Source organism: Pseudomonas sp. S3_B11 (assembly GCF_054667715.1).
This window is the reverse complement of record NZ_CP162749.1, coordinates 6008007-6023988: the sequence shown is the minus strand read 5'-3', so window position 1 is coordinate 6023988 and position 15982 is coordinate 6008007. Positions and strand designations below refer to the sequence as shown.

Here is a 15982-nt window from a genome sequence, read left to right as displayed (position 1 = left end):
TATGGCAGGGCCGTCTGATGCTGCTGGCCTTGCAACGCACACTATGGAGCTACCGCGGCTTCGTCCTTGGCAGCGTCAAGCGCGAGTTCCAGGCGCGGTATCGCAACTCGCTGATCGGCGCGTTGTGGACGGTGCTCAACCCGCTGTCGATGATTCTCGTCTACACGGTGATTTTTTCCCACATCATGCGTGCCCGCCTGCCCGGGGTGGAAGATGGCATGGCCTACAGCGTCTATCTCTGCGCCGGGCTGCTGCCCTGGGGGCTGTTCGCGGAAATCACCACCCGCAGCCAGGGCATGTTCCTGGAAAACGCCAACCTGCTGAAAAAAATCAGCTTCCCCCGGATCTGCCTGCCGGTGATCGTGCTGTTCAACGCCGGGATCAACTTCGCGATCATCCTCGGCCTGTTTCTCGGTTTCCTGTTGATCACCGGGCGCTGGCCAGGCATGACCTTGTTGGCATTGGTGCCGCTGCTGGCCCTGCAAGTGATGTTCGCCGCCGGGCTGGGCATGCTGCTGGGGATCCTCAATGTGTTTTTCCGCGATGTCGGGCAGTTGTTCGGCATCTGCCTGCAATTCTGGTTCTGGTTCACGCCGATCGTTTACCCGATGACGATCCTGCCGCCATCGATCCAGCAACTGCTCGCCTTCAACCCCATGACCGCCCTGATGCAGAGCTACCAGAACCTGTTTCTCTACAACCAGTGGCCGGTCTGGAGCTCGCTAGTGCCGTTGCTGGTGCTCGGCCTGGTGTTATGCGCCTTGGGCTTGCGCATGTTTCGTCGGCGTGGCGGTGAAATGGTGGATGAACTCTGATGGGACATTTGCGCGTCAGTGGCCTGGGCAAGGCCTACAAGCAGTATCCGAACCGCTGGAGCCGGCTGTTCGAATGGTTGATCCCCTTTTCCCGCCAGCGCCATCAATTGCACTGGATCCTGCAGGGGGTGGATTTCGAGATCCAGCCCGGGGAAGCCGTTGGCATTGTCGGGGTCAACGGTGCCGGCAAAAGCACATTGCTCAAGATGATCACCGGTACCACCCAACCCACCTGCGGCCACATCCAATTGCAAGGCCGTGTCGCCGCGTTGCTGGAATTGGGCATGGGCTTTCATCCGGACTTCACCGGTCGCCAGAACGCGTTCATGGCCGGTCAGTTGCTGGGTATGCAAGTGGAGGAAATCGAAGCCTTGATGCCCGAGATCGAGGGGTTCGCCGAAATCGGCGAGGCCATCGACCAACCGGTACGCACCTACTCCAGCGGCATGCAGATGCGCCTGGCCTTCAGCGTCGCCACCGCCCGGCGTCCGGACATCCTGATCGTCGACGAGGCGCTGTCGGTGGGCGACGCCTACTTCCAGCACAAGAGCTTCGAGCGCATCCGCAGCTTCCGCAAGGCCGGCACCACGCTGCTGATCGTGTCCCACGATCGCTCGGCGATCCAGTCGATCTGCGACACCGCCATCCTGCTCGAACACGGATGCATGGCCATGCGCGGCAAGCCAGAAGAAGTGATGGACTACTACAATGCGATGCTGGCCCAGCGCGAGGGCCAGGTGGTCCGCCAGGAAATGCTCGCCAACGGCCAGGTGCGCACGATTTCCGGCACCGGCGAAGCCGGCATCATCGATGTACAACTGCTCAACAGTCAGGGGCAGCCGGTGGAGGTGGCCGAGATCGGCCAGCCGATGGTGTTGCAAGTGCGAGTTGAAATCCGCCAGGACATCGAGCGGCTGGTGCTGGGCTTTTTGATCAAGGACCGCCTTGGCCAGCCCATGTACGGCATCAATACCCATCGCCAGGACAAAGCCGTGACCGACCTCAAGGCCGGCGAACAGATCACCTTCCGCTTCAGTTTCGATATGCGCCTGGGTAAGGGCAATTACTCCGTCGCGCTCAGCCTGTCGCGGCTGGATTCGCACCTGGACCGTAATTTCGAGTGGCGCGACTACGGGTTGGTGTTTCACGTGATCAATAATCGCCAGGAAGATTTCGTCGGCTGTTCCTGGCTCCAGGCCCGAACCAGTATCCAGCGTTCGAGCCAGATTGCTGTCGAGGCGTTGCCACAAAAGGAGTTGCCATGAGCCGTCTGCTGGTGGATTGCACCTATGTATACGACCACCCAAATGACAACTCCGGCATTCAGCGAGTGGTGCGCAACGTCATTCGCGAATTGCCGGCCAAGGACCAGGAACGCGAATGCATTCCCGTGGTGATGCTGCAGGGCAAGCTGTATAAAGTGATAAGCCTGGCTCCCCTGCCCACGAACGGGCCGGATTTGGCCGCTCTGCGAGTACGGCTGGTACAGTTCGCCAACCTGTTCTGGATCAGACATCAGGCCCTCGAACAGCAGCGCCCCTTTAGCCAATCGATCTGGGCTCGCCGCGCCTTGTACATCGCTTGCCGACTGTTCGTCCTGGCATGTCTGAGCCTCCCCATTCGAATCCTCGATCGCCTCCTCCAACGCAAGCCAGTCCCGGCGCGCAGCGTACCGCTGGCACATCGAGCCGGCGATCAACTGGTGTTGCTGGACTCTTCCTGGCACTCAGGTTTCTTTCCCCTGGCCGAACAGCTCAAGCGCGATGGCGTCGGGATCATCTCGGTGATCTACGACCTGATTCCCCTGACCCATCCACAATTCTGCGACGCTGCACTGGTCAAGGTGTTCAACCATTGGTTCGACTGGATTGCCCGCACCGCCGACGGCTACATCGCCATCTCTACCACCATCCGCGATCAGGTTCGCCAGGAGATGGTCCGCCGCATTGGCGAGCAGCAGGTACAAGAACGCTGGTTCGACTATTTCCACCTGGGCAGCGAGCTGGACCAGATTGATCCCACCCACGCCGTCGACCCGAATCTGCTGCGGCTGTTCAAGCGCCCCGAGCCGGTGTTCCTGATGGTCAGCACCATCGAGCCGCGGAAAAACCACGCTTACCTGCTCGACGCGTTCGAGCGCGCCTGGGCCGCCGGCTCCCAAGCGCGGCTGTGCATCGTCGGGAGAATCGGCTGGAAGTGCGAGGCCTTGATCGAACGTATCCGGCGTCATCCGCAACTCCAAAGCCGCCTGTTCATGTTCAACAACCTCTCGGACCAAAGCCTGGAACACGCCTATCGACACGCCACGGCGCTGGTGTTCCCGTCCTACGTGGAAGGTTTCGGCCTGCCGCTGGTGGAAGCCATGCAGCGTGGCTTACCTGCAATGGGTAGCGATATTGCCGTGTTTCGGGAAATCGGCGGTGATTTCATGGCCTATTTCGATCTCGACGATCCCCAAAGCCTGGCGAACCTGGTCATCGACATGGAGCGCACCGGAATATTCCCGGCCAGTCGCAACCTGGATCAATGGCAATGGCTGAGCTGGCGCCAGGCCAGTGCGCAATTGGTGGAGCGGATCGAATACCACATCAATGAAATGGCCCTCGACAGGGAAGCAACATGCGGATAGCCCTCAACGCGCGCATCCTCCAGGCCCCTCGCGCTGGCATCGGCCATTACGTAGCGGAGCTGGCCACCGCCCTGGTCCGGGAGCCGGATGTGCAGTTGTCGCTGTTCCACGGCTGGGGTTGGAGCTCGCAGTTGCCGCAAACGGCCGCGCGTGGCTATTCAAAGCTAAGCCCCTGGCTTCGGCGTGTTCCAGGAGCCTATCAGGCGCGGCGCTGGCTGGAGCAGAAACGCTTCGATCAAGGCCGTTCAAAGACCGTCGACCTGTATCACGAACCCAGCCTTTGGCCGCTGGCCTTCGAGGGGCCGACGGTGATCACCCTCCATGACCTCACGCACCTGCGCTACCCCGAAACGCAACCACCGGCACGCCTGAAGGAAATCGAGCGACGGCTCGGCCGTGCGGTGGAGCTGGCGCAACTGATTCTGACCGACTCGCAGTTCATCGCCGATGAAGCGCAACAGTATTTCGGCCTCCCCGCCGAGCGCCTGCGGGTCGCTCCGCTGGGTGTGGCGGCGCGTTTCCATCCGCGCGAACCCGCAGCCATTGACGCCGTACTCAAGGTCCATGGCCTGGAGCACGGCCGTTACTTTCTATGTGTCGGCACCCTGGAGCCACGCAAGAACCTGTCCCTGGCCCTGCGCGCCCATGCGGGGCTTCCTGAATCCGTGCGTCAGACCTTTCCTTTGTTCATCGTAGGAATGAGCGGATGGCAACAGGCACAGCTCAATGATGAATTGAAAGGCGCCCTGGCTGGCGGTCATGTTTGTCTGGCGGGCTACCTGCCTGACGAACAGGTCGCCCAATTGCTGGCGGGGGCACGGGCACTGATTTTCCCGTCTTATTACGAAGGCTTTGGCCTGCCGGTGCTTGAAGCCATGGCCAGTGGCACACCGGTGATTACCACCCGTTGCTCGGCGATGCCCGAGGTGGCGGGGCCGGCCGGCAATTATTGCGAGCCGGACGATCCGCAAGGCATGCGCGAAGCCATGGGTCGGTTGTTGGAAGATCATCAGCACTGGCAAGTGTGTCGCGAGGCGGGGCTGCAACAAGCGGCGCTTTTTTCCTGGGAACACTGTGCGAAGGTCACCGTCCAAGCGTATCGCCAGGTTTTGGGAGGTTGAATACGAGTCCTGCACTTTTACAAAACCTATTTGCCTGACTCCATAGCCCCGAAGCTTTTCGCGAGGCTGTGGGAAAACCCGGCACAAGCCCAGGCAATGGGCGCCAGGGCCGAAGCTCGTTACCGACAGTTGTTCACGTCTGAAGAGATGGGCCGCAAGTGGGGGCGGCCATACGAGGAACTGCTAGAGGAAAAGGCGCTTCCCTATGCATAAATTGCTGTGGTGAGGAACCTGTCCCTTCCGTGTGGGAGCAAAGCTTGCTCGCGAAACAGGCGCCTCGATCTCTGAAAGACCGCAGTGCCTTCATCGCGGGCAAGCCTTGCCCCACCGTGAAGATAAATCCCCTCGCCACCGGGGCCGTTTCAGGCGTGCTTTTGCAACCCGACAACCGTACGCGGCATGCCCACGAACCCGGGCAAGGCTTCGATCCGCGCCAGCCAGGCCCGCACATTGGCATAGTCCTCCAGCGACACATTGCCTTCCGGTGCGTGGGCGATGTAGCTGTAGCCGGCGATGTCCGCGACAGTCGCAGCGTCACCCGCCAGATAAGCACGGTTGCTCAATTCTTGATCAATGACTTTCAGCACGTTGTGGGAACGGGCAATCACGTCCTCAGCGTTGTAGGCCGCGCCAAACACCGTGATCAGTCGCGCCGTGGCCGGCCCTGCATGGATCGGCCCAGCCGCCGCCGACAACCAGCGCTGCACCCGGGCGGCGCCAACAGGATCGGTCGGCAGCCAGCGGCCCTTGCCATATTTGTGCGCCAGGTACACCAGGATCGCGTTGGAGTCCGCCAGCACCACGCCGTCATCGTCAATGACCGGTACCTGGCCAAACGCATTGAGCGCCAGGAAATCCGCCTGTTTGTGCGCGCCCTTGGCCAAGTCGACGAAGACCTCTTCGACAGGCAGCCCGAGCAACGAAAGCATCAGTTGAACGCGATGGGAATGGCCGGAAAGCGGGAAGTGATAGTGCTTGATAGGGTTCATGGTCGACTCCGCTGCAAGTGACGCCATCAGCACAACGGCGTCGATGGGGTCATCTTCCGCTCCAGGCAAAACCAAGAGAATCACCCAGAAATGCAATCCATTGTTTCAGCCAGCGAAACAATGCTTCAACCGCTCAAGGCCGGATGTTCGCGCAGTGCACCGACGACGAAATCGACAAAACTGCGGACCCGCGTCGGCGCATTGCGCCCGCCCTGGTACACCACATGGATCGGCAGAGGCGGCAATTCAAAATCGGCCAGGACGATTTCCAGTTCCCCGGCCGCCACGTTGCCTGCCACTTGGTAAGACAGGACCCGCGTCATCCCCAACCCCTGGCAGGCCGCCGTGATCGCCGCCTGGTTGGCCGTCACCACCAGCCGAGGCACGGGCCGGACGGCCAACGGTTGGCCTGAATCGATGAAGGTCCAGCTTTTGACCTGGCCAATGGCCGATGACGCCACCACGGGCATTCGCTCCAAGTCCTCCGGATGCCGGGGCCGCCCGTGGCGCGCGAAGAAATCCGGGGCACCGCACACCACCCGCCGCACTTCACCGACACGCACGGCGTGCAAGTTGCTGTCCGGCAGCTCGCCAATGCGCAGGGCAACGTCGATGCCCTCCTCCACCAGGCTGACCGTGCGATCCAACAACAAGGCGTTGATGCTGACCTCGGGGAACCGGTGCAAGTAATCCACCAGCAGCGGCGTGACGAACAACTGACCGAACAACACCGGCGCGGTAATGGTCAACTGCCCACGGGGCTGGACGTGGCTGCCGGCCGCCGAATCCTCGGCTTCCTGCAAATCGCTCAGGATCCGGCGACAGTCCTCGAGAAAGCGCTGGCCGGCTTCGCTCAAGTACACGTTGCGGGTGGTGCGCACCAGCAATGGCGTGCCGATGCGTTGCTCCAACGCCGCCACCGCCCGCGTGACGCTGGCCGCCGACAACCCCAGGCGCCGCGCTGCCGCCGAAAACCCCGACGCCTGGGCCACGGCGAGGAAAACCTGCATTTCCTGGAACCTGTCCATCCATCCCCCGATGAGAAATCCTGATACAAGTTTTCTGCGCGTCTCAAAGCAGCGCTACGCGGCCATTGTAGAGGCCTGGGCCAGTGAACCACAGCGTAGCGCAGCCAGACACCGGGACATTGCCTCGGCCAGGGGCGATTGCCCTTGGTACCATCCCTCCTCATGACAATTTCATGACCGAAGGAACAACCCTCCGTGGGAGCAAGCTCGCTCCCACAGGGGTCGTGTCCGTTCAGTAGATTGGTTTCAACCGAAAGGTCTGCTTTTGTGAACGTTCTTTATCGCGCTTCAACCCATCCGCGCGCCGCCCTCATCGCCCTGATTGGCTGCGCACTACTCGTCCCCATGGGCCTGCGTCTCGCCCTGGGCTGGTCCGACCCGCTGGGTTATCTCTCGGACCTGGGTATCGGCGGGTTGCTGATCGTGCTGCTCCATCGCCGTCCCGGGTGGTTGGCGTTCCCGGTATTGCTGGCCTGGAGTGCGTTGACGCTGGCCAGCATCGAGCTGGTCAGCGCGGTCGGGCGGATGCCCAATCCTTCGGACATTCTTTATCTGACCGACCCACAGTTCGTTGAAAACTCCACCAGCGGCGGCTTCGCCCATCCCTGGCTGGCCGCGATCCAGTTGTCCGCGCTGGCGTTCTGGCTGATGACTCAATGGACCAGCCCACGCCAGACCCCTCCCTTGCCTCGCCACGCCTGGACCATGCCCGTGTTGCTCCTGCTGAGCCACGGCGCGCTGCAAGCCTGGCGCCCCAGCGAGGCGGACCAATGGAACGTGTTCAACCTGCCTCACCAACTCGTCACCGCAAGTATCGCCGCCGGGCAGGACCAGGCCCGGCAATGGCTCGACGGCGATGCGGTGGACCCGGCCCCGCCGATGGAGGGGCTGACCCGCCTGGACCTCGATGGCAACAGATTGCTGGCCGAACCGGGGCGTGCGCGCAACGTCCTGGTCATCGCCCTGGAGGGCATTCCCGGGGCCTACGTGGGCGCCAACCGCCAGGCCTTGAAAAGCAGCTATCAGGAGAACCTGATGCCGCACCTCAGTGCCTGGGCCGAGCGCGGCATGAACACACCCGATTACGTCCTGCACAGCCACCAGACCATTCGCGGCCTCTACGCGATGCTGTGTGGCGACTACGACAAGCTCGACAACGGCACGCCCAAAGGCGTCGAAATGCTCAACCAGACCCAGCGCAACCAGGCCTGCCTGCCGGCCCAGTTGCGCCAGAACGGCTTTTCCACGCATTTCCTGCAGGGCGCGGGCCTGCGGTTCATGGCCAAGGACCGGATCATGCCGCACATCGGCTTCGACACGACCTTGGGCATGGAGTGGTTCACCCAACCGGCCTATCTGCAATTCCCTTGGGGCATGGACGACAAGACCTTCTTCGAGGGCGCGCTGGACTACGTCGGGCAACTGCAACAAGCGGACAAACCCTGGATGCTGACCCTGCTGACCGTGGGCACGCACCAACCCTACTCGGCACCGGATGACTACCTGCAACGCTACGACACCGCCAAGCAGGCGGCAGTAGGTTACCTGGACGACGCCCTGGAAAACTTCCTGGCGGGCCTGGAACGCCAGGGCATCCTGGACAACACCTTGGTGATCATCACCTCGGACGAATCCCATGGCATCGACGACGTGCGGCTGGCCTCGTCCTGGGGGTTCAACCTGACGCTGGCGCCGGAGCCGTTGCCCAGGATCAAGTCCGGCACCTACGGCCACGTCGACCTGACCGCCTCGATCCTCGACTACTTCGGCTTTGCGGTGCCCACGTCGTTGTCCGGCCGCTCGATGTTCCGGGACTACCCGACGGGCCGGGAAATCATGTCGTTCACCAACGGTAAGCTGCGCTATCACGATGGCAAGGGCACCTTTACCGAGTGCGACTTCCTCCAGCATTGCCGTGACTACGCCAGCGACGGCTTCATCGCCGACCGCGCTACCTACGGCGGGCAATACAGCGGCCAGCGCGCCAGGCTAATCGGCGTCCGGGCCACGGCCCTGGACCAGACCCTGTTGCGCACGCCCTTGAACCAGCATTATCAATTCGGCAGTGCGGATAAGATCCCGCTGCCGGCCCAGGTCACCAACGACTGGACCGACAACCTGATCGGTGCCCAATACCTGGAAATGCCCAAGGGTTCACAGGCCCGCGTCAGCCTGACCATCCGCGCCGTGGAGGCAGACCATGCCGCCTACATTTCCCTCAAGGCCAAGGAGTTCGAGCAGGATGTGTCGATGGACCTGCCGACAGACGTGGCGGTGACACCTGACCAGCCGCTGGTGATGAACCTCCGTTTCGACAATCCGCAGCAGCGCAAGGCGTTTTCCTTCCATCTGCTCGGTCATGGCGTCGGCGCCATCGAGATCAGCGACTTCAGCGTCGTGACCGAACTGCCGGACCAGACCGACCAGCCGCAATACCTGGACGATATGCAGGAAGACAGCGAGGCCCAATCCAGCTGAACGAAAAACGCGCCCCCCTTGAACACGGCGGCGCGTTTCTATTGTTCGGGGCCGGACTTGATCAATGCTTGATCAATTGCATGATTTCGAACGCGTTCAATGCCGCCCCCCGCAGTAACTGGTCACCGCTGATGAACAGGTCCAGCCCATGCTCGCCATAGATCAGGTTGTAGCGAATCCGCCCGACTTCCACCGCATGCTTGTAGGTGGAAGTCATGGGCATCGGATAGGCGCCATACTCCGGCTCATCCACCACTTCAACCCCCGGCGCCGCGCGCAACAACTCATGCACCTGCGCCAATGACTGGACAGGCTCTTTGAACCGTAGGCTCAGGCTCTCGGCATGGGAGCGCAGGGTCGGCACCCGCACCGCCGTGGTGCTGATAGCCAACGCCGGCTCATCCAGGACCTTGCGCAGCTCCCAGACCACTTTCATTTCTTCACGGGTGTAACCATTGGCTTCGAACGAATCGACCTGGGGAATCACGTTGAAGGCCAGGTTATGGGCGAAGTGCTCGCTGTCATCGCGGTCGCCATAATCGCTGAAGGACTTGGCCTTCTCCCGCAGCTCCAGCATCGCTGGCTGCCCTGCACCACTGGCGGCCTGGTAAGTGGAAATGATCGCGCTCTCCAACCCGAAGGCCTGATGCAGCGGCCCCAGCACCATCAGCGCAATAGCCGAGGAACAATTGGGGTTGGCGATCAGTTTTTCGCCCTTGTAGCGCTGACCGTTGATGGGCGGCACCAGGAGCGGAATCGCCGGGTCGTAACGGAAGGCCGAGGAGTTATCAATGACGTAGGCGTTCTCAGCCAGACGCTCGCCATACTCCAAGGCGAAAGCCCCAGACACACACAGGAAGACGATGTCGCACTCGGCACAACCCTCGACCGAAAAGGCTTCGACCAGGTGCTCGCCCTTCCCCACCTTCAAGCGCTTGCCCGCCGAACGGCCAGAGGCCATGCACACCACTTCATAATCGGTATTTTCAAGCAATTGCAGCATGGTCATGCCCACTGCACCGGTGCAGCCCACCACGGCGACTTTCTTCATTTCGCGTCCCTTATCCACCTTTGCAAAGGCTCAACCGTCTTGGTTTTCCCGATTACCTGCGATCGATTGTAGGGACACGGGCACGTCCGCTACAGTGCAGCGCAAGACAATAAACGGTGGATTTACGCCAAATGCATGCGCATCCCGGAACCGTGGCAATCCTCGTTTATGAAGGCCTTTGCGTGTTCGAGTTTGGTATCGCCCTGGAGATCTTCGGCCTGCCTCGCCCTGAGCTGGATGTACCGTGGTATGGCCATCAAATCGTCGCCGTCGACGCTGGACCGATGCATGCGCTGGGAGGCCTTCGGATAGCCGTCGACGCGGGCCTCGAAGCACTGGTTACCGCGCGAACCATCATCATCCCCGGCTGGCGCAGTCACCACGAACCGCCTCCTGAAGCGTTATTACAAGCACTGCGCCGCGCCCATGCCCGCGGTGCACGCCTGCTGTCGATCTGCTCGGGGGTGTTTGCCCTGGCTGCCACCGGGCTGCTCGACGGCAAGACCGCGACCACCCATTGGCAATTCTGCGCAGAACTGGCTGAGCGCTTCCCGCTGATCACGGTTGACCCGAATGTGCTGTATGTCGATTCCGGGCAATTGATCACCTCAGCCGGCAGCGCCGCCGGCATCGACGCCTGCCTGCACCTGATTGCCCGGGACTTCGGCACGCACATCGCCAACTCGGTGGCCCGTCGCCTGGTCATGGCGCCGCAACGGACCGGTGGCCAGGCCCAGTTCATCATCGCCCCCGTGAGCAAGTCACCACGCAACGAACTGACCCGCGTCCTGCAGTGGATGCGTGAAAACCTCGACCAGCCCCTAAGCGTCGGCGACATGGCCGCCCGCGTCGCCATGAGCGAGCGCACCTTCCTGCGCCGCTTCGTCGAAACCACCGGCCTGCCGCCCAAGACCTGGCTGCAACAGGAACGCTTGAACCGGGCACGGGCGCTGCTGGAAAGCACCGACCAGAGCACGGCCGGCATCGCCCAGGCCTGCGGCTATCGGTCGGTGGAGAGTTTCCGGGCCGCGTTCAGGAACGCTATCGGTTTGCCGCCCTCCGCCTATCGCGAAAGATTCGGCAGCGGTGAGGGTCGCCCAGAGGAGGCCTGGGGCTAATCCAGCAACCGATGCAGCTTGGCGTACTGCAACAGCATGATGGTCTTGCCGTCGCAAATCTCCCCGGTCTCGATCATGCCCAAGGCCTGGTCGAGGGGCAGTTCCAGCACTTCGATCTCTTCACCCTCGGCTTCCAGGCCGCCGCCTGCGTGCTGCTTGTCTTCATCGAAGTACTCACCGACGAAAAAATGCACCCGCTCAGTCACCGAACCCGGGCTCATGAAGGCGTCGAACACCTTGCGCACGTCCTGGATGATATAGCCGGTTTCTTCCTGGGTTTCCTTGCGGATGCAGGTGTGCGGGTCGTCGTTATCCAGCAGGCCAGCGCAGGTTTCTATCAACAGGTCGTCGTGCCCGTTGACGAAGGCCGGGAAGCGGAATTGCCGGGTCAACACCACGGTCTGCTTGGCCTTGCTGTACAGCAGGATCGTGGCGCCGTTGCCCCGGTCGTAGGTCTCGCGCGTCAGCTCGCGCCATTGGCCGTTGCGGCCGAGGTAGTCGTAGGTGGTCTTGCGCAGCACGTACCAATTATCCGAGAGGAGTTCGACGTGCTTGATTCGTACGCGATCCTTGATGCCGATTGCCTGTGTCATTTGCCCACTCCGTTCGGGACCCGAGGTCCCCTTTGAAAACTCCATTCGCACCTCTTTCATGCCCACAAGAAAACTCACGATGGCCCATCGTTTTTTCTAGTTCGACAAAATCCGCCCGCTCATTAAATCTTCGACCAGCCCTGAGCCTGCGGGGATTCGATCAATAAAAAAGAAACCAGACGAGAATTCCTCATGGGCATCAATCTGAAATTCGGCCACAAGATTCTTCTGGGTGCCTGCGTCATCGTGATGGCGGTATTCCTGTCTTTCTCGTTGTTCAACGACCATCGCCAGCAAGCCAGCACCCGCGAAGCAATGCACCGCAACCTACAGGCCACCGGCCAGTTGCTGGGCGCGAACCTCGACAGTTGGCTGGCAGGTCGGATCCTGTTGATCGAAGGTGCCGCCGAAACCATCGCCGCCAATCCCACCCCACAGAACATCGGCGCAATTCTCTCCCAGGACATCATTACAAAGACCTTCATCGCCAGCTACGTCGGCCTTGAAGACAGTCGTTTCTTTATCCATCCCGAACGGGTAATGCCCGACGGGTATGATGTTCGCCAGCGCGCCTGGTACAAAGACGCGGCTCGCAGCCTTGAACCGGTGCTGACCGAACCCTACATCGGTGCCGGCATTGATTATCTGATCATGACCCAAGCAGCGCCGATCAAGGTCAATGGCAAGGCCGTGGGTGTGCTGGGTGCGAGCCTGAGCCTGGAGCAACTCGCGAAAATCATCAATGCCGTGGACCTCAACGGCATAGGCTACGCCTTCCTGGTCAGCGACGACGGCAAGATCCTGGTGCACCCGGACAACACACGAGTGACCAAGACACTCGCCCAAGCGTTCCCCGAAGGCCCGCCGAGCATCAACAGCGCCCTGAATGAAGTGCAGGAAAATGGCCGAACGCGAATCGTCACTTTTACCCCGATCAACGGCCTTCCCTCACTGCACTGGTCCATCGGACTTTCAGTGGACAAAGACAAGGCCTACGCCGCACTCCACGAGTTTCGCACTTCGGCGCTGGTCGCCACATTGATCGCCATGCTGGTCACGGTCGGTTTGCTCGGCCTGTTGATCAACGCCCTGATGCGACCATTACGCAGCATGGGCTCGGCAATGCAATCCATAGCCGATGGCGAAGGCGACCTGACCCAGCGCCTGCACAGCCTGTCCCGGGACGAGTTCGGCATGATGGCCGGGGGCTTCAACCGCTTCGTCGAACGTATCCAGCAGTCGATCCGAGAAGTCCTGGCGTCCAGTGTCCAGCTCACCCAATTGGCGGCACAGGTCAGCCAGGCGTCAAACGCGTCACTGGAAAGCTCTGACACTCAAGCGGCGCTGACCCATAACGTCGCCGCGGCTATCAACGAGCTTGGGGCCGCAGCGCAGGAAATCGCCCGCAGCGCCGCTCATGCCTCAAGCCGCGCCTCTGATACCAGGGATCAGACCCAGGAAGGCCAGTCGGTGGTGCAGCGCAGTATCAGCGCCATGTCGCAACTCTCGTCGCAGGTGGTCAATACCCGCCAGGACATCGAAAGCCTGAATGAGAAAACGCTGAAGATCGGACGTATTCTCGACGTCATCAAAGGCATCTCCGACCAGACCAACTTGCTGGCCCTTAACGCTGCCATCGAGGCCGCCCGTGCCGGAGATGCCGGGCGCGGTTTTGCAGTGGTCTCGGACGAAGTGCGTACGCTCGCCCATCGCACCCAGCAGTCCGCCCAGGAAATCCACAGCATGATCGAGGAACTGCAAGCAGGTGCCGGTAGCGCCGTGAGCGCCATGCTCGAAAGCCAGCGTCACAGCGACGACAACGTCACTACCGCCAGGCTAGCGGGCGAGCGACTCAATCGCGTGCTGCTGGGCATCGGCGAGATCGATGAGATCAACCTGTCGGTAGCCACCGCCACCGAAGAACAAACCTCAGTGGTGGACAATCTGGATCGCGACATCAGCCACATCAATGACCTGAACCAGCAAATGGTCGGCAATTTGCAATCCACCTTGCAGGCCTGCACAGAACTGGAAAACCAGTCACGCCGCCTGCAACAAATGGTCAACACCTTCAAGATCTGAGGGTCATTCAGACCGGGTAGGCGGGACGCGGGGCAATGCTCGTTTGTGGGCCGTCTTGAGGTAGGCGCGTTCAATGATCTGTCGCGCCTGCGGCGACACCTCTTCGCCCATCAGATACCCATCGATTTCCTCGTAGCTGCAGCCATACGCCACCTCATCCAGCTTACCGGGTGCCAGGTCTTCCAAATCAGCGGTCGGCGCCTTGCGCACCAGGTATGCGGGGGCGCCCATCGCATCGGCCAACAATCTCACCTGAGTCTTCGTCAACCCGGACAGCGGTGCCAGGTCGCACGCGCCGTCGCCAAACTTGGTGAAAAAACCCATCACCGCCTCCGCCCCATGATCGGTGCCCACCACCAACCCATTGCTCAGATTGGCAATGGCGTATTGCGCCAGCATCCGGGCCCGGGCCTTGGCGTTGCCTTTGGCAAAGTCGATGAGCTCGGCGCCAGGCTGCAAGCCATCGATGGCGATACTGCCCATCAGCCCGTCAACACCAGCGGCGATGTTGCTGGTGGTGATCAAGTCCGGCCGGATGAAGTCCAGGGACGCCTGGGCGTCTTGCTCATCGGCCTGAGCCTTGTAGGGCAACCGGACGGCGATAAAGCGCGCCTCGTAGTCTTCACCCCGCAGTTGCTCCACGGCCAACTGACACAGGCGGCCGGCGGAGAGAGAGTCGACACCGCCACTGATCCCCAGGACCAGGGACTTGCAGCCCGACTCGCGCAAGATCTGCTTGATGAATTCGATGCGGCGGGCAACCTCGGTTGCTTCGCCACCCCGTGTGAGTTGACGGTCGATGCCCAGTTCCCGGGCAATGCGTTCTTGCACAAGCGTAGTCATATCAGGCTCCCAGCTGTGGATTGATCAGGGCAACGTTGAACACTTGGGCGGCGTACCGCAGAAACGAGGCATCCTCGCAGACGTTCTTGATCGGGTCGTCGGAGAACTTCACGACCGGCTCGCCGTGGACCCGCACCAGCTTCATGACGATGCTCAGCGGTTCGACACCGTCGACATCGCAGGCCAGGCTGGTACCCATGCCAAAACCGAATTTGGCCTTGCCGCGAACATGACGCAGGATCGGCAGGCACTTTTCGAAATTGAGGCCATCGGAGAACATCAGGTCCTTGGTGCGCGGGTCGATGCCCAGTTCCTGATAACGCCCCAGCACCTTGTCAGCCCAGACGATCGGGTCACCGGAATCCTGGCGCAGGCCGTCATAGAGCTTGGCAAAGTACAGGTCGAAATCCTTGAGGAAAAAGTCGGTGCTGATGCAGTCCGTCAGGGCGATACCGAGCCGACCACGATACTCGCGCACCCAGTTTTCCAACGCCGCGTTCTGGCTCTCGCGCAAGCGCCCGAGTTGTTGATGCACCATCAGCCATTGGTGAGCCATGGTGCCGATCAGGGGCAGATCGAACTCGTAAGCCAAGTGAGCGTTACTGGTGCCGACAAAGACGCCAGGAAAATCGCTGCGCATGATATTCACCACTTCACGCTGGGCCCTGAACGACAGCCGCCGCCGGGTGGAGAAGTCTGAAACGCGAAACTCGGCGAGTTCTTCACGGCTGGCGTTTTTCTCCAGCCATTCGAACTTCTGGTACAGCTTGCGGGTGACGTCGGCCAACTCGACTTCGGGGTATTTCTCGCGGTTGCGCAGTTCGCTGACCATCGCCAATACCGGCTGTTCGAACATGATGCAGTGCAGCATCGGACCGCGGACGCGGATGTGCAGTTGGCCGTCGACTTCCGAAACGTGTATGTAGCGCAAATTGAAGCGAAACAGGCCGAGGAACTGCTCGAAGTCCGGTGTCAGGTACTCACGGAAACGCTTGTTGAACAGAAACCGCTGCTCCCCCTCGCGCAGCTGCAGCCCGGCGAGCCTCTCAAGCTCGACACGAATATCCGGGATCAGGTGACCGAGGCGCTCCTTGGAGCGTACGATGAACTGGTATTCCACCTCGACATTCGGGTGCTGGTGCAAGACCGCCTGCATCATGGTGAAGGTGTAGTAGTCGGTATCCAGAAGACTCTGGATGGTGCCGCTGCTTGAATCGAATGCGCTGTCCATGGCT

The 15982-nt window shown here is 61.2% G+C and carries 13 protein-coding genes and 1 pseudogene; 8 read left to right on the top strand and 6 right to left on the bottom strand.

The window, feature by feature from the left end; all coding sequences use genetic code 11:
- The first annotated feature begins 17 nt into the window (after positions 1–17).
- From AB4O22_RS26955 to AB4O22_RS26935, 5 genes and pseudogenes are all read left to right on the top strand, one after another.
- A complete protein-coding gene (locus AB4O22_RS26955; protein WP_223472472.1) occupies positions 18–815 on the top strand; it encodes an ABC transporter permease in 798 nt (265 codons plus the stop codon).
- A complete protein-coding gene (locus tag AB4O22_RS26950; protein WP_223472471.1) occupies positions 815–2080 on the top strand; it encodes an ABC transporter ATP-binding protein in 1266 nt (421 codons plus the stop codon). The genes AB4O22_RS26955 and AB4O22_RS26950 overlap by 1 nt, the downstream gene beginning before the upstream one ends.
- Entirely contained in the window at positions 2077–3444 is a 1368-nt protein-coding gene (locus AB4O22_RS26945) for a glycosyltransferase family 4 protein (RefSeq protein WP_223472470.1), read from the top strand. Before AB4O22_RS26950 ends, AB4O22_RS26945 begins: the two co-directional genes overlap by 4 nt.
- Complete coding sequence (locus tag AB4O22_RS26940; RefSeq protein WP_223472469.1) at positions 3435–4565, top strand: glycosyltransferase family 4 protein; 1131 nt, start codon at positions 3435–3437, stop codon at positions 4563–4565. The genes AB4O22_RS26945 and AB4O22_RS26940 overlap by 10 nt, the downstream gene beginning before the upstream one ends.
- Before the next feature lie 66 nt (positions 4566–4631).
- Positions 4632–4778 (top strand): annotated as a pseudogene (locus AB4O22_RS26935) (glycosyl transferase family 1); the annotation flags it as partial.
- A gap of 149 nt (positions 4779–4927) precedes the next feature.
- Here AB4O22_RS26935 and AB4O22_RS26930 read toward each other — a convergent pair.
- Positions 4928–5554: a glutathione S-transferase family protein gene (locus AB4O22_RS26930; protein WP_415239626.1), complete on the bottom strand. Its 627-nt coding sequence runs from the start codon at positions 5552–5554 to the stop codon at positions 4928–4930.
- 125 nt (positions 5555–5679) lie between these two features.
- Complete coding sequence (locus AB4O22_RS26925) at positions 5680–6582, bottom strand: LysR family transcriptional regulator (protein WP_003207055.1); 903 nt, start codon at positions 6580–6582, stop codon at positions 5680–5682.
- 267 nt (positions 6583–6849) lie between these two features.
- Between AB4O22_RS26925 and AB4O22_RS26920 the strand changes: the two genes are divergently transcribed.
- Positions 6850–9060: an LTA synthase family protein gene (locus AB4O22_RS26920; protein WP_460105856.1), complete on the top strand. Its 2211-nt coding sequence runs from the start codon at positions 6850–6852 to the stop codon at positions 9058–9060.
- Positions 9061–9121: 61 nt separating this feature from the next.
- Here the strand turns inward: AB4O22_RS26920 and AB4O22_RS26915 are convergent, their stop codons facing one another.
- Positions 9122–10111 carry an aspartate-semialdehyde dehydrogenase gene (locus tag AB4O22_RS26915; protein WP_003207057.1) on the bottom strand — a complete coding sequence of 330 codons (990 nt, stop codon included), beginning with the start codon at positions 10109–10111 and terminating at the stop codon, positions 9122–9124.
- Positions 10112–10242: 131 nt separating this feature from the next.
- Between AB4O22_RS26915 and ftrA the strand changes: the two genes are divergently transcribed.
- A complete protein-coding gene (ftrA, locus tag AB4O22_RS26910; RefSeq protein ID WP_003207058.1) occupies positions 10243–11229 on the top strand; it encodes a transcriptional regulator FtrA in 987 nt (328 codons plus the stop codon).
- On the opposite strand, the gene nudK is transcribed toward ftrA, so the two are convergent.
- A complete protein-coding gene (gene nudK, locus AB4O22_RS26905) occupies positions 11226–11822 on the bottom strand; it encodes a GDP-mannose pyrophosphatase NudK (RefSeq protein WP_460097531.1) in 597 nt (198 codons plus the stop codon). The genes ftrA and nudK overlap by 4 nt on opposite strands.
- Before the next feature lie 192 nt (positions 11823–12014).
- Between nudK and AB4O22_RS26900 the strand changes: the two genes are divergently transcribed.
- On the top strand, positions 12015–13904 hold the full coding sequence (locus AB4O22_RS26900; RefSeq protein WP_460097529.1) for a methyl-accepting chemotaxis protein: 1890 nt from the start codon (positions 12015–12017) through the stop codon (positions 13902–13904).
- A gap of 3 nt (positions 13905–13907) precedes the next feature.
- Here the strand turns inward: AB4O22_RS26900 and nadE are convergent, their stop codons facing one another.
- On the bottom strand, positions 13908–14747 hold the full coding sequence (gene nadE, locus AB4O22_RS26895) for an ammonia-dependent NAD(+) synthetase (RefSeq protein ID WP_460097527.1): 840 nt from the start codon (positions 14745–14747) through the stop codon (positions 13908–13910).
- 1 nt (position 14748) lies between these two features.
- The gene (pncB, locus tag AB4O22_RS26890; RefSeq protein ID WP_053161600.1) at positions 14749–15978 is read right to left on the bottom strand and encodes a nicotinate phosphoribosyltransferase; all 1230 of its coding nucleotides are present in this window, start codon (positions 15976–15978) and stop codon (positions 14749–14751) included.
- Positions 15979–15982: the final 4 nt, after the last annotated feature.